We start from the raw sequence: 14,407 nt of genomic DNA, 5'->3' as shown, positions 1-14,407 counted from the left end.
TCCCTGATCTGTGGGTTTCGCATCTCGAGCAGCCAGGCTTGCCTGCCACCACCTCGATCGACCCGATTTCAACATCGACGCAGCGCAACGCATGAGAGACCCGAAATGTAAATATATACTTCGTTAACTCTCGCATTTCGATATATGCCGATCGCCACTGAACGAGCCTATTGACGCGATTTACTCAGCACCCTTACGGTTAGCAAGCGTGAACGATTCAGAAGGCCCGGATAACCTCCGGGCAACTTGGTCCGCTCGTTGATCAACGCGAGCTTGCAGTAAGGAGTCAACATGCCTGCACCGAATCACCTTCCAGGCCCCAACGCAGACATCTGGGACTGGCAGATGCACGGTCTGTGCCGCGGAGTCGACTCCTCCATGTTCTTCCATCCCGATGGCGAACGCGGTAGAGCACGTGCCCAGCGCGAAACCCGCGCAAAAGAGATGTGCCGTCAGTGCCCGGTGCTGATGCAGTGCCGCAGCCACGCGCTGACCGTCGCCGAGCCGTACGGCATCTGGGGAGGAATGTCGGAAACCGAACGTGAACTACATGCGCGCCACCGTCGCACCACCCGCATAGCTTCCTGATACACGTAGGTCGAGTGCACAAGGCCCCCGAGAGTTTTCGGGGGCTTTTGCTTGTTTACATCAGCTCCTGAAAAGAATTTCCGACTCCGACCCATCCTGTCGACAACCGACTCCGAATGCCTTCTGACAGTGCACCTCAGCACATCCCTTCAGGAAGGCAGACCCATGAACACCTCTACTCGAGTTCTGGCAGTCACCGCAGCAGCCTCTTTCGCCGTCTTCGGCGTCGTCGGTTGCTCCTCCGACGACAACGATTCGTCGACCGACACGTCCAGCGCCGCCATGACGTCTTCTGCCATGGGATCGAGCATGTCTCCCAGCAGCGCGATGGCGGAGCCTGCTTCTGATCTGGTCGGTGCCGGTTGTGCCGACTATGCAGCCGCAGTGCCGAGCGGCGCCGGATCGGTCAGCGGAATGGCCCAGGATCCGGTTGCCACAGCGGCATCCAACAATCCGTTGCTCACCACCTTGACCGCGGCAGTCTCCGGCCAGCTCAACCCGGACGTCAACCTGGTCGACACTCTCAACGGCGGCGAGTTCACCGTCTTCGCGCCGATCGACTCGGCATTCGCCAAGATCGACCCCGCGACGATCGACAGCCTCAAGACGGACAGCGCCACGCTGACCAAGATCCTCACCTACCACGTGGTTCCCGGCCAGATCGCTCCTGACGCGATCGACGGAACGCACCCCACCGCCGAGGGCGGAACGGTCACCGTCACCGGATCCGGTGACAACATCAAGGTCAACGACGCAACTGTCGTCTGCGGTGGGGTCAAGACCGCAAACGCCACCGTCTACCTCATCGATTCGGTGCTGATGCCGCAGTAGTCCCCACCTGCTGTGCGCCTTTATTAACCCCCCGCGGTTAATAAAGGCGCACAGCGGCCAACGGCGGGCCGAGAGAAAAGAACCGGACATGCACGCTACGGTTGTACGCGATGAAGCGAGACAACTCTTCGTGAGCGAGCCAGACCATGCGTCGGATGCGGCCGACGCATGCCCGACGGACAATTCTGCGGCCCGCACCGCGCGAATCGTGGAATCACGCGAGCTGGCAGTGATCCTCGCGAACGTGGCCGGTGGCGACCAGAGCGCCTTTGCCGAGTTCTACGACCGAACCAGCTCCCGTGTCTACGGCATGGTTCTCCGTGTACTCCGTGATCCAGGCTTCTCCGAGGAAGCGGTCCAAGAGGTCTACCTCCAAGCCTGGAAATCGGCCGACAGCTTCGATCCTGCCAAGGGGTCCGCACTCTCCTGGCTTCTGACGCTTGCCCACCGCCGCGCGGTGGATCGCGTGCGCTCCGAACAGTCGAGTTCGGATCGACAGGCTCTCTACGACACCACCAATGCCACTCCCGAGTTCGACGTCGTCAGCGACGAAGTGACACGAAGAGACGAGCATCGTGCTGTCACCGACTGTCTCGAAACGCTGACGGACACTCAGCGCCAATCGGTGACTCTCGCCTATTACGGCGGCCGAACGTACCGCGAGGTGGCCGAAGATCTCGGCGTGGCGATTCCCACGATCAAGTCGCGAATTCGCGACGGACTACTGCGCCTACGTGGATGTTTGGGGGTGATGTGAGATGGACGAAGAGCTGATCGACTACGCGTACGCCTACGCGATCGATGCGTTGGACCTCGACGAGCGCCGTGAGGTCGACAGACGACTTGCCGCTTCGGACTCCGCGACCCGCGCCGAATTCGACGCCCAGGTCCGACTCACCTCCGAAACCATGGCCGCGATGACCGTCGTCGACGCCGTCGAGCCCCCGCCGTCGCTGCGCAGCAGCGTCCTCGCCTCGATCGCAGAACAGACCGCGGCTCCCAACGCCCCGGTTTCGCTGGCCGAGCGTCGTAACCGTCGACGCCCGTGGACCATGGCTCTTGCGGCGGCCGCCGCAGTCGCAATCCTGGTCGGCGGCATCGGAATCGGACGCACGCTGTCCGACAACACGCCGCCGCAGAACCCCGCATCCGAAATCATGGCAGCACCCGACGTTCATGCCACGACGCGTGACATCCCGGGCGGCGGTAGTGCCACGACGCTGTTCTCGCCCTCCGAAGACGCCGCAGTCCTCGTGATGAACGATGTGACTCCCCCGAGTCCGGATACCGTCTACCAGATGTGGCTGGTGCCGGGCGACACCGACGACACCACGATGATCCCGATGGGGACGATGGCTCCGAGCGACGTCAAACCCACTACCCAGGTGGTGCTCGACGGCATCGGCCCGAACACGAAGTTGGCGTTCACGGTCGAACCGCCCGGCGGATCGCAGCAGCCCACCAGCGAGCCGTTCGCAACGATACCGCTCATCTGATCGCCAGACGAAAGAAGAGATCCCCCACCGGAATCCGGTGGGGGATCTCTTCTTTGTCGAAACTACGAGCAGCGAGTTAGTGGCTGTGACCGTGTCCGGTGTCGGCAACTGCCTCGGTCGGCTTCTCGACGACAGCGCTCTCGGTCGTGAGGATCATGCGCGCGACGGAAGCGGCGTTGACCACTGCCGAGCGAGTGACCTTGACCGGGTCGACGACGCCGTCGGCAAGCAGGTTGCCGTAGGTGAGGGTGGCAGCGTTGAAGCCTTCGCCCTTGGTCATCTCGGCGACCTTGCTGACAACGACGGATCCGTCGATGCCTGCGTTGCTGGAGATCCAGAACAACGGAGCGTTGAGGGCTTCACGGACCACGGCAACGCCGGTGGCCTCGTCACCCGACAGGCCGAGGTTCCCGATCAGAGCCGTACCGGCCTGAACGAGAGCCGATCCGCCACCGGGGACGATGCCCTCGGCAACTGCTGCCTTGGCTGCGTTGACCGCATCCTCGACGCGGAACTTGCGTTCCTTGAGATCGGTTTCGGTGGCTGCGCCGACCTTGATGACGGCCACGCCGCCGGACAGCTTCGCCAGACGCTCTTCGAGCTTCTCGCGGTCCCAATCCGAATCGGTGTTCTCGATCTCGCGACGCAACTGCGCGACGCGGGTCGCGATGTCGTCAGCGGTGCCGGCACCGTCGACGATGACCGTCTCGTCCTTGGTGACGACAACGCGGCGAGCGCTGCCGAGCAGGTCGAGGCCGGCTTCCTTCAGGGAGAGGCCGACGTCGGTGTTGATGACGGTGCCTGCCGTGACGACTGCGAGGTCGTCGAGGAATGCCTTGCGACGATCACCGAAGAACGGCGCCTTGACGGCGACGGCCTTGATGGTCTTGCGGATGGAGTTGACCACCAGGGTGGAGAGAACTTCACCCTCGACGTCCTCGGCGATGATCAAGAGCGGCTTGCCGGATTCGGCAACCTTCTCGAGCAGCGGCAGGAAGTCGGGAAGTGAGCTGATCTTCTCGCGGAAGAGCAGGATCAACGCGTCTTCGTAGACGGCCTTCTGCGCATCGATGTCGGTGACGAAGTAGGGCGAGAGGTAGCCCTTGTCGAACTGAACGCCTTCGGTGACAACGAGTTCGGTTGCAACGGTGGAGGATTCCTCGACCGTCACGACGCCGTCGGTTCCGACACGGGTGAGTGCCTCGCCGACGAGCTTGCCGATCTCTTCGTCACGCGAGGAGACGGTGGCGACCTGGGCGATCGACTTCTCGCCCTCGACCGGGGTGGCCGCGGCGAGCAGTTCCTCGACGACCTTGTCGGCTGCGGCGTTGATGCCGACGCCGAGCGCCATCGGGTTCGCGCCCGCTGCGATGTTCTTGAGTCCGCCGCGGACGATGGCCTGGGCCAGAACGGTCGCGGTCGTGGTGCCGTCGCCGGCAACATCGTTGGTCTTGGTGGCGACGCTCTTGACGAGCTGCGCGCCGAGGTTCTCGAAGGGATCTTCGAGCTCGATCTCACGGGCGATGCTCACACCGTCGTTGGTGACGGTGGGGCCGCCGAATGCCTTGGCGAGCACGACGTGGCGTCCACGCGGGCCCAAGGTCACCTTGACGGCGTCGGCAAGCTTGTCGACTCCGGCTTCGAGAGCGCGGCGTGCGGTCTCGTTGAACGCAATTTGCTTGGACATCTGTTCTGTCAGCTCCTGAATCTTCGGGGCGTGAACGCATTCCGCCCCGGGATCCTGTGTGGACTCCGGGGCGGATCACGTGTGTCTTACTTGGAGACGACAGCCAGCACGTCGCGTGCCGACAGGATCAGGTATTCCTGGCCGGCGTACTTGATCTCGGTTCCGCCGTACTTGGAGTAGATGACCGTGTCACCCTCCTTGACGTCGACCGGGATGCGGTTGCCCTGCTCGTTGACGCGGCCTTCGCCGACTGCAACGACGGTGCCCTCCTGGGGCTTTTCCTTGGCTGTGTCAGGAATGACCAGGCCGGAAGCCGTCGTCGTTTCAGCCTCGTTGGCCTGGACGAGGATCTTGTCCTCGAGCGGCTTGATGTTGACGCTCGCCACGATGAGCCCTCCACTTTGGGGTATGTGCGTCCGAGGCGATCCTCGGACAGCTGTTTGGGTATGCCGTTTACGGCGCGTCACTGCAGTCCCGTCGTCGCGGGTGCCGGAACTCGATCAGCGCCAATTGGCACTCTATACGTGAGAGTGCCAACCCTCAAGGACTGGGCGCATTTTTCTCTTCGTCCAGAGCGAAACAGGACAGCCGTCCACCACGTTCACCTATTGTTCACTTCGTGACGAACATCAATCGCCGTAGTTTTCTGACCTTCGCCGGACTCGGCGCCGTCGGCGCGGTCAGCCTTGGCAAGCCGTGGGGCCTGCAATACGCAGGCGCGTCGACCATTCCGACGTCAGGTCCCGGCACCACTCTCGAGTCCGTGTCCACGCCCGTCAGCAGCAGCGGCTACACCAGGCTCACTGCCGGTCCCGGTTGGGCGAACATCGTGCGCAGCGAGTTGGCCGAGCCGAAGTCAGGACGCGAGGACCGACGCACCGCGCTCGCCTCACTCGTGCAGTTGACCGACGTCCACATCGTCGACGCCCAGTCCCCCATGCGCTTCGAATACGTCCATCAGATCACCGGCTCGGCGTTCCGCCCCCAGGAGACCTTGACGGCGCACGGGCTGATTTCGCTTGTCCGACGCGTCAATTCGATCGGGAGCGGCCCGCACACCTCGCGCCCCTTCGATGCCGTTGTCACCACCGGCGACAACACGGACAACAAGGAATTCGCCGAACTCGACTGGTTCCTCACCTCACTCAACGGCGGAACCGTCGTCGCCAACACCGGCGCCAAGGACCGCTACGAGGGTGTGCAGAACTCGGGTGCCGATCTGTACTGGAACCCTGAATCGCCGATGCTCGACATGTACAAGAAGGCCGGCTTCCCGGAGATTCCGGACTTCTTCGGTGCCGCTTTCACTCCCGTGTCGAGCCCCGGCCTGAACACCCCTTGGTACTGCGTGTTCGGCAACCACGACGATTCGGTGTCGGGCACGGTGCCCAGCGGCATCCCACCGCTCGAAGCGATGTACACGGGATCTCTCAAATTCGAGGTGCCCGGTTCACCGGAGCAGGCCAAGCAGATCGACATCGCCACCAAGTTCGATCCCAGTGCGATTCCCGGAATCCTGTCCGCCTTCACGACGCCGCCGCGCCAGGTCACCCCCGACCCGTCGCGCGCACCGTTCACACCCCGGCAGTTCATCGCCGCACACCTTGATCCCGCGCACACCGGCCCCGGCCCTGTCGGGCACGGTTTCGCCCCCGACGCCGGCGAAACCGGTATCGGCTACTACTCGTTCCAGATCGCACCGGGCGTCGTCGGCATCAGCATGGACTCCACCAACCGCGCAGGCCTTGTCGACGGTTCGCTGGGCGCCGCTCAGTTCCAGTGGATCGAGAACACCCTGCGCGCCGGCAGCAGCACCTACTACGACGCCGCGGGCTCTCGCGTCACCGAGTCGCGCAGTGACACCTATTTCGTGCTGTTCAGTCACCACACGAGCGACACGATGGACAATCTCATTCCCGACCCCGAGAACGTCCTCGAGCCGCGCCTGCGCGGTTCACAGCTTCTGGACTTGCTGCATCGTTTCCCGAACGTACTTGCCTGGGTGAACGGACACACCCACGAGAACAAGATCACCCCGTGGCCCGGCGCGACCCCCGAGCAGGGCTTCTGGGAGATCAACACCGCCTCTCACATCGACTACCCACAGCTCGGGCGCATCATCGAGATCGCGGACAATCACGACGGAACGGTGTCGTTGCTTGCGACGCTCTTCGAAGCGGAAAGTCCCAATTCAGTCGAGTACAGCGACAAGTCGGCGGCCGGGCTCGCCTCGCTGTACCGCGAACTGTCGTTCAACGACATCCACCGCGACCCGAAGTTGACGGGTACCGGCGTCGACCAGAACGTCGAATTGTTGGTCCACACCGGACGATGACTCCGATTGCCGCAGTGTCCTAGGTGATTTCAGGTCCGCTCGAAGGCCAGCGGTGCGCTTTCGCCCACGACACTGCGGCAACCACAAATCGAACGCCGAATCCGATCAACACCAGATTGCAGACGATCTGAAGGCTCACGAGTCCCCTGGCAAGGTCCGTCTGTGCAGCGATGTCGCCGAAGCCGACGGTCGAGAACACCGACAGCGAAAAGTACAGGGCCGCCATACGCGACAGCGGTTCGGTGAAACTGCCGGCACTCGCATGCTCGACCGAAAAATAGGTGATGGACACCAACAGCAAGTAGGTCGGCATCACGACCGCCACTGCTTCGACCGCCTGTAGAGAAGGCACATCGGAACGCAGAATTCGACGCACCTGCCAGGTCGTCACGGCAAGCACCGCTGCCCCTCCACCGATCAAGAGGAAAATCGCACCCACTGTGTGGACATCGATCCACGGCAGGAAGAAGTACGCACATCCGAAGGCGATCATCGTCAGCGTGGGTCGAAGCACCGCACCCCGGATCAGCGCGCGCCGTCGATCCCGGTCGATGTGGGGAGAATCGCCTTTTTTCCGCATGAATCAATGATCGACAATTTCGCAGGTAAAACCACCCTTTCGGTCCGAAAAGGGTGTCATGGAGACAAAAAGCACTGAGCAATCCTCACGAACCTTCTGTAACGTTCATATAACGGCGGTCGATTGAACATTGACCGGTATTGACTGTGAGGAGGTGCGCGATGAGTTGTTCACTGGGAATTTCCACTGGATCTTCCGGTGTCTATTCAGCACTCGTCGACACCGATACCAGCACAAACGCGCCAGGAGCGGTACCTGCCGAGACTCGCTTCGTCTCGGCGGATCAGGCCAATTCCAACGTCGGTGACCTCGTCCGGGCGTCCATCAAGCTGATGACGACGCAGGTAACGGACGGATCTGAAGCGCCGCGCTCGATCGGTGTCAGCTATCGCACGGACGACCAGCTCGCGAGCATCAGGTCATCTCTCTCGCGCTCGCCGAAGCAGGTCCGTGCCATCCCCGAACCTGCCGCAGTACACGCGTATCTCGCCGAGACCGGGAAAACCGAGCGGTACGACACGACAGCTCAGGTGGACGTCGGCGATCAGGGTCTGACGGTGTCCGTCGTCGACCACACCGGTGAGGTTCTGCATTCCGACCGTATCGACGCCCTCGCAGGGGCCGGAATCGACCGGGCATTGGTCGACTTCGTGACGGAGAAGGCGCCAGGGCACCTGCGCCGGTACACCGACGCGGAGCTTCTTGCTGCCCGGTGCCACGTCGCGAAAGAGCAACTGTCCACCGCCGCCAAGGTGACCATCGACCTTCCCGTCGACGCAATGGCGATCACGCGCGACGAGTTCGAAGCCATCATCGCCCCGGATATCGAGCGCGCCGTCACCTTCATCCGTGAAGTCGTGAACGGCTCACCGCGGCCGGTCGGTGCCGTTGTCCTCATCGGCGGTGGCGCACACATTCCGGCCGTGCGGTCCGCCGTCGCCGCTGCCGTCGACCTCCCCTTGGTCGAGATCGTCGAGCCCGAGACTGCGGCAACCAAAGGTGCTGCACTCCTGGCAGATTCGATCACCGCAATTCGTTTCCCCTTGCTGGGCTCCGGAAGTGACCAGCGCTCGGGATCCACCGCCAAGGTCTCGGGAGCTTTGATCGGTGCGCTCGTGGTCGGCGGACTGGTACTCGGCTACGGCGCAAAGGAATTGGTGCCGACCGACGACACCGCGGTCTCGCCTGTCGGAACCGGTTCGACCACGACGACGGTGAGCCCCGAAGCGACGCCGAGCACCGGATCGACGATCATCCCCTCGCATGATCCTCTGCCTTCGGTAGTGGGCAGCACTTTCCCGCAGTACGGCTATCCCACAACGCCGTTCGACTCACAGCCGTTCGACACGCACTCGTACACAACGCATCAGTACACGCTTCCGCCGGCGCCGATACCGGACACGTCGACAACAACTACACCGCCGACGACGACCACGACCACCCCGAATTGGCCGACCATCCCCGGAATCACGCTGCCCGATCCACCGGCGTGGTGGCCGACGCTGCCGGACACCGAGGCGACTCCCCCGGTCGATCCGACCGAGGCAAACCCCGGCGGCGGTCTCGGCCCGGGTGAGAGCGGCGGCGAAAACCCGACGACGCCGGAAAATCCTGGATCCGGTTCCACCGAAACCGAACTCACCACCCCCGGTGGTGATCCGACGACAAAACCCGGTGAACCGAATACCTCGACGCCCGAACCCGGCCCCGCGACCACACCGGATCGGGAACCGGTCCCAGTCGGTTGATTCTCAGCGCATCAACTGGCTGACCGAGACCGACAGCCCCGGGTCCGTGGCAACACTCAATTCCGAAGGGCCCGCACCGTTTCCGATCAGGTGGGCAGCCAACGAAGCGATCATCACGCCGTTGTCCGTGCACAGTCGAGGTTTCGGAATGCGCAACGTGATGCCGGCTTCGGCGCAGCGCTGCTCGGCGAGTGAACGGATACGTGAATTGGCCGTGGCGCCGCCGCCGAGAACCAACGTGTCGACCCCGACGTCCTTGGCTGCACGCACTGCCTTCATCGTCAGGACGTCGGCAACCGCTTCCTGGAACGAGGCAGCGATGTCCGGGATCGAAAAGGCCTCGCCTGCGCGCTCTTTCGATTCGACATAGCGGGCGACGGACGTCTTGAGTCCCGAGAACGAGAAGTCGTGCCGCGAATCGCGCGGGCCGGTCATGCCGCGGGGGAAGGCGATTGCGTTCCGATCTCCCTCTTGCGCAGCAGCATCGAGTGCCGGTCCGCCGGGAAAGCCGAGCCCGAGCAGTCTGGCCACCTTGTCGAAGGCCTCACCGGCGGCGTCGTCGACAGTCGTGCCCAGTTCGACAATGGGCTTGCCCAGATCTTCGACGTGAAGCAGGTGCGTGTGACCACCGGAGACCAGCAATGCGACGCACGAGGGCAACGGACCGTGCTCGAGAGTGTCAACCGAGACGTGACCGCCGAGATGATTGACCGCATAGAACGGTATGTTCCAGGCTGCGGCATAGGCTTTCGCGGCGGCGACACCGACCAGTAGCGCACCGGCCAGGCCGGGTCCGATGGTGACGGCAAGTGCGTCGGGCTTCTCGATACCGGCGGCAGCAAGGGCACGGCGCATCGTCGGCACTATCGCCTCGAGGTGAGCCCGCGAGGCTACTTCGGGAACCACTCCCCCGTACCTGGCGTGCTGATCCACGCTCGATGCCACCTCGTCGGCCAACAGGTCGCAGGTTCCGTCACCGTTCCAGCGAACGATACCGACACCTGTTTCGTCGCAAGAGCTTTCGACACCCATGACGATCATGCTTGCTGCTCCTCAATTTCGCGGACACCGAGCACGGCGGGCCGTCTCATCGTGTACGCATCTGCCCCACTGGGCTGGTAGTACTTCTTTCGTGTTCCGACGATCTCGAATCCTTCGCGCCGGTACAGCGCGATGGCAGGGTCGTTGTCGGTGCGCACTTCCAGGAACACCGGACACTGCCGTGAATCCGCCAGGGTCAGAAGCGCATCGAGCAACGCGCCGCCGATTCCCAGTCGCTGAGCCGAGGGATCGGTACCGATGGTGTGAACCTCGGCCTCCATGTTCGGCGACGCGCCCAACAACGCGACTCCGGCGTAGCCGAGGACGTGACCGTCGGGTTCCCTGGCAACGAAGTAATGATTATGTGCGCCCGCAAGTTCCGAGACAAACGCTTGCGCGCTCCAGGGTCCGTCGCCCGCGAACAACGCGCGCTCCAACTCCCCGCACCGTTCGGCGTCATCGACGTTCATCGGCTCGATGCTGTACTTCATCTGCTCGGTCTCACTTGCCACGTTCTGCGAGGGTCTTCGCGTCCGGGCGTCGGAGGTACAGCGGCTCGAGCGGGGCCGGAACCGATCCGGCCAGAATCTCGCGAGCAGCGACTGTGACCAAGCCGGCCGGTGAGGGTGTCTCCGCCGGGTCGACGGGCAGATCGAAGAAGTCCACGTGCGAAGCAGATCCGGCAATCAGCGTCGAAGGCGAAGGATCAACGTCGCCGGCGGAATTCACAGCCGGTCCTTCGACGCGCACTCCGCCGTCGTAGCGCGCCCAATAGATCTCGCGACGCCTCGCGTCAGTCACGACGAGCAGGCTCTGTGTGGTCGGTACCGCAGCCGCGATGGCGTCGAGGCTGCACACGCCGTACACGGGAACACCGAGTGCATCACCGAAGGCAGCGCCTGTCGCCATGCCGACACGCAGTCCGGTGTACGGCCCCGGCCCGACACCCACGACGACGGCGTTCAACTCTGCCGGCATGAGCCCGGCCTCGGCGAGGCATTCGAGGACGTGAGGGGTCAAGACCTCGGCGTGCGCACGAGGATTGACCGTGACACGCACGGCAAGCGTCTCCACTGTGCCCGGTGACTCGGTGCCAGGCGACTCGGTGCCCGGTGACTCTGCGTCCGGTGACGGAGCAGACAGGGAGACGACACCGGCAGTGACTGCCGGAGTGGAGGTGTCAATTGCGAGAACAAGCACGATTTCTCAGGGTACCCGCACGTGAAGAACTACTTCCGGCCCGGGAGGGTCACGACGTCCATAACACCAAACGCCGTTTCACGACGTCTGCGACACAAAACGCCGTTTCACGACGTCTGCGACACGAAACGCCGTTTCACGACGTCTGCGACACGAAACGCCGTTTCACGACGTCCAGGACCAACTCGCAGTCCGCACATCCGATTCAGGTTCCCGATGAAGCTGCACGCGCAAGTGTCGTTCGACGAGCCTTTCCACGACGTCACCACCCCATTCGACCACCACCACAGCATCGGTGAGGTCGGTGTCGAGGTCGAGGGCATCGAGTTCGTCGAGCGCATGCGGTCCGCTGTCTCCCAGCCGGTATGCGTCGACGTGGATCATGCCGACGGGAACTCCGCCGCCGGGGCGGGTGCCCGGACGATGCTCACGAGCGATGACAAACGTCGGGGACGTCACCCGGCCCTGCACTCCGAGCCCGGCGCCGATTCCGCGCGTCAACGCGGTCTTGCCCGCCCCGAGTGGCCCGTCCAGCACCACCAGGTCGCCGGCAACAAGTCCCGCCGCCAACCGTCGGCCGAAAGCCTCGGTATCCTCGGCCGTTTCCAACGTGATCTGTCCGGATTCGGGAAGTCCCGTGGCGTTCTCAGCCGACATCGGACCGCTCTTCTACCTGTGCACGCTGCACCAGCTTGTCGATTGCGTCCGTCACGATCGCCGGGAACTCGAGCTGCACCAGATGGCCGGCCCCGTGAACTCTCACGAGTTCAGACTCGGGGAGATCGGCAGCGAGACGCTTGGAGCTGATGAACGGAATCATCATGTCTTGATCGCCGCAGATCACGACTGCCGGTGTGTGCGCGAGCACCTCGAGGGACGCGGACTCGTCGTGCAGTTCCAACGTCCGCAAGAAATTGACGATGGTCACGACCGAGGTCCGGTCGAGCATGCCGTCCGACAGCTCATGCAGTCGTGGGCTGACATCGGTCCCGTACGACGCTGCACGCAGGATCGGCGTGATCAGTACTCGCGCAGCGCCCCGGGCGTGCTGAACCACTCCTGGCGAGGTGCGCACTGCCAACCGGAACCCGTCGATGATCGGATTCTGCAGATTGCGGGTCAGACCGGTCTCGGCCAGCCCTGCCGCCGTCGTCGCGACCAGCCCGACGCCGATGACTCGGCCCTCGAACCATTCGGGTCGCTGACCGGCGAGCGCGAGCACCGTCATGCCGCCCATCGAGTGGCCGACGAGAACTATCGGTCCCTTGGGCACTTTGGCCTCGACGACAGTCGCGAGGTCGCGGCCCAGCTGCGAGACCGTGCAACTCTTCGAACGCGGCATACCTGAATCTCCGTGTCCGCGCTGGTCGTAGAACACCATGCGAACCTTGTTGCCCCATCGCTCTTCGAGCTGGCGGCGCTGGAAATGCCAGGACAGCGCACTCAGGCAGTACCCGTGCACGAAAACGACTGTCAGCGGAGCGTCATCCGGTCCCACTTCGCGAACTGCCAGCTCGACGCCGTCCTCGGTGCGCACCGTGCTCTTGCGGTCGCGCGTCATGAGGTCGAAGTCCTCGTCCGCGTAGATTTCCCGGCCCGGACGCGTCGCGGTCTTGAATGCATTCACGCCGGCCATCGAGCCGAGCGCCACAGCGCTGAGCAGGCCACCGAGAATGCTCATCTTTCCTGCAGTCTTCATGACGTCTCTCCCCCGATGTACGTTCGCACAGTGCGTCCACGTATTCCGGTCACGACCTCGTAGTGAATGGTGTCGAGTACGTCGGCCCAGGCCTGCGCGTTGGGTTCGCCGTGATCGCCGTTGCCGAAGAAGATCGCGGTGTCGCCTTCGCGAACTCCGTCGCCGTCCGGCCCCAGGTCCACCAACACCTGGTCCATGCAGATCCGCCCGACGGCCTGGCGACGCTTGCCGCCCAACTGCACTTCGAACTTGCCGCTCAGTGAACGAGTCAGACCGTCGGCGTAGCCGACGGGAAGCAGCGCAAGAGTGGTGTCGTGCGGTGCGACCCACTGATGCCCGTAGGAGACGCCCTCTCCGGCGGCCACCTTCTTCACCAGAATCACCTTCGCTCGCAGCGTCATCGCCGGTCGTAAACCGAAATCTCCGAGTTCGGGCACCGGAGACAATCCATATATCGCAATCCCGGGTCGAACCATGTCAAATTGCAGGTCAGGACGGGTGACTGTAGCGGCGGAGTTGGAAAGATGAACAACTTCGTGGTCGAATCCGCGAGCGCGGACGTCGGCAACCGCTTCGATCAAACGCTGCTTCTGCATGTCGATGACGTCATGATGCGGTTCGTCCGAGTGCGCAAGATGGGAAAACACTCCGCGCAGCCTGATCGTGCCCTCGTCCCGGGCAGTGGCGAGGTCGTCGAGCATCTGCGGCCACTCGGTTCTCGAGACGCCGTTGCGATTGAGACCGGTGTCCACCTTGAGCGTCACGGTCGCCTGTTGTCCCAGAACCCGTGCCGCGTCGACGACAGCAGCCAGGTGTCGCGGGGAGGACACGCCGATCTCGATGTCGGACCGGATCGCCGAGGAGAAATCGGCGTCGAGGCCGTGCAGCCAGGCCAGGACGGGAGCGGTGATGCCTGCCTCGCGAAGGACCAGTGCCTCCGCGATGGTGGTGACGCCGAGTTCCCGGGCTCCGGCCGACAGTGCCGTCCGCGCAACCGCAACTGCGCCGTGGTTGTATCCGTCCGCCTTGATGACCGCCATCAACGCTGCATCACCGGCAAATTCACGCAGGACACGCACGTTGTGCGCGATCGCGTCCAGATCGACGACTGCCTCCGTCTGCGGCCCTACTGCGTCGTCGAGTCGGCTCGCCTTCCCCTCCGCAGGCTCCTTCGGTGCTCTTCCCTGGGCAAGCGTCATGGC

15 protein-coding genes are annotated in these 14,407 nt (G+C 63.5%); 6 read left to right on the top strand and 9 right to left on the bottom strand.

What is annotated here, in order from left to right; genetic code table 11:
- The first annotated feature begins 291 nt into the window (after positions 1-291).
- The 4 genes from RA302_RS09620 to RA302_RS09605 all read left to right on the top strand — a co-directional run bounded on the left by RA302_RS09620 (position 292) and on the right by RA302_RS09605 (position 2,915).
- The gene (locus tag RA302_RS09620) at positions 292-588 is read left to right on the top strand and encodes a WhiB family transcriptional regulator (RefSeq protein ID WP_003940939.1); all 297 of its coding nucleotides are present in this window, start codon (positions 292-294) and stop codon (positions 586-588) included.
- A gap of 165 nt (positions 589-753) precedes the next feature.
- Entirely contained in the window at positions 754-1,419 is a 666-nt protein-coding gene (locus RA302_RS09615) for a fasciclin domain-containing protein (RefSeq protein ID WP_007728616.1), read from the top strand.
- A gap of 88 nt (positions 1,420-1,507) precedes the next feature.
- Positions 1,508-2,176 (top strand): sigma-70 family RNA polymerase sigma factor, encoded by a 669-nt coding sequence (locus RA302_RS09610; protein WP_019747585.1) that lies wholly within the window; start codon positions 1,508-1,510, stop codon positions 2,174-2,176.
- 1 nt (position 2,177) lies between these two features.
- On the top strand, positions 2,178-2,915 hold the full coding sequence (locus RA302_RS09605; RefSeq protein ID WP_019747584.1) for an anti-sigma factor: 738 nt from the start codon (positions 2,178-2,180) through the stop codon (positions 2,913-2,915).
- Between the two features lie 76 nt (positions 2,916-2,991).
- Here the strand turns inward: RA302_RS09605 and groL are convergent, their stop codons facing one another.
- A complete protein-coding gene (groL, locus tag RA302_RS09600; RefSeq protein WP_019747583.1) occupies positions 2,992-4,602 on the bottom strand; it encodes a chaperonin GroEL in 1,611 nt (536 codons plus the stop codon).
- An 86-nt stretch (positions 4,603-4,688) separates the two neighbouring features.
- Positions 4,689-4,988 carry a co-chaperone GroES gene (gene groES, locus RA302_RS09595; protein WP_003940763.1) on the bottom strand — a complete coding sequence of 100 codons (300 nt, stop codon included), beginning with the start codon at positions 4,986-4,988 and terminating at the stop codon, positions 4,689-4,691.
- A 233-nt stretch (positions 4,989-5,221) separates the two neighbouring features.
- Here groES and RA302_RS09590 point away from each other — a divergent pair, with 233 nt between their 5' ends.
- Entirely contained in the window at positions 5,222-6,937 is a 1,716-nt protein-coding gene (locus RA302_RS09590; RefSeq protein ID WP_019747582.1) for a TIGR03767 family metallophosphoesterase, read from the top strand.
- Between the two features lie 19 nt (positions 6,938-6,956).
- On the opposite strand, the gene RA302_RS09585 is transcribed toward RA302_RS09590, so the two are convergent.
- Positions 6,957-7,517, bottom strand: a complete 561-nt coding sequence (locus RA302_RS09585) for an ion channel (protein WP_338480344.1) — start codon at positions 7,515-7,517, stop codon at positions 6,957-6,959.
- A 161-nt stretch (positions 7,518-7,678) separates the two neighbouring features.
- Here RA302_RS09585 and RA302_RS09580 point away from each other — a divergent pair, with 161 nt between their 5' ends.
- A complete protein-coding gene (locus RA302_RS09580; RefSeq protein WP_019747580.1) occupies positions 7,679-9,265 on the top strand; it encodes an Hsp70 family protein in 1,587 nt (528 codons plus the stop codon).
- A 3-nt stretch (positions 9,266-9,268) separates the two neighbouring features.
- Here RA302_RS09580 and tsaD read toward each other — a convergent pair whose 3' ends face one another.
- From tsaD to alr, 6 genes are all read right to left on the bottom strand, one after another.
- On the bottom strand, positions 9,269-10,306 hold the full coding sequence (gene tsaD / locus RA302_RS09575; protein WP_029254929.1) for a tRNA (adenosine(37)-N6)-threonylcarbamoyltransferase complex transferase subunit TsaD: 1,038 nt from the start codon (positions 10,304-10,306) through the stop codon (positions 9,269-9,271).
- Positions 10,303-10,797 (bottom strand): ribosomal protein S18-alanine N-acetyltransferase, encoded by a 495-nt coding sequence (rimI, locus tag RA302_RS09570; protein WP_020906927.1) that lies wholly within the window; start codon positions 10,795-10,797, stop codon positions 10,303-10,305. The genes tsaD and rimI overlap by 4 nt, the downstream gene beginning before the upstream one ends.
- Before the next feature lie 10 nt (positions 10,798-10,807).
- Entirely contained in the window at positions 10,808-11,506 is a 699-nt protein-coding gene (gene tsaB / locus RA302_RS09565) for a tRNA (adenosine(37)-N6)-threonylcarbamoyltransferase complex dimerization subunit type 1 TsaB (RefSeq protein ID WP_084326037.1), read from the bottom strand.
- 165 nt (positions 11,507-11,671) lie between these two features.
- Positions 11,672-12,163 (bottom strand): tRNA (adenosine(37)-N6)-threonylcarbamoyltransferase complex ATPase subunit type 1 TsaE, encoded by a 492-nt coding sequence (tsaE, locus tag RA302_RS09560; RefSeq protein ID WP_019747576.1) that lies wholly within the window; start codon positions 12,161-12,163, stop codon positions 11,672-11,674.
- Positions 12,153-13,205, bottom strand: a complete 1,053-nt coding sequence (locus RA302_RS09555) for an alpha/beta hydrolase (RefSeq protein ID WP_003940782.1) — start codon at positions 13,203-13,205, stop codon at positions 12,153-12,155. The genes tsaE and RA302_RS09555 overlap by 11 nt, the downstream gene beginning before the upstream one ends.
- On the bottom strand, positions 13,202-14,404 hold the full coding sequence (alr, locus tag RA302_RS09550) for an alanine racemase (RefSeq protein WP_338480339.1): 1,203 nt from the start codon (positions 14,402-14,404) through the stop codon (positions 13,202-13,204). Before alr ends, RA302_RS09555 begins: the two co-directional genes overlap by 4 nt.
- Positions 14,405-14,407 lie beyond the last annotated feature (3 nt).

Origin of the sequence: Rhodococcus sp. DN22, from assembly GCF_036669995.1 — a bacterium.
GTDB classification, from domain to species: domain Bacteria; phylum Actinomycetota; class Actinomycetes; order Mycobacteriales; family Mycobacteriaceae; genus Rhodococcus_F; species Rhodococcus_F erythropolis.
The sequence above is the reverse complement of the archived record's forward strand: the minus strand, read 5'-3'. Positions and strand labels throughout refer to the sequence as shown.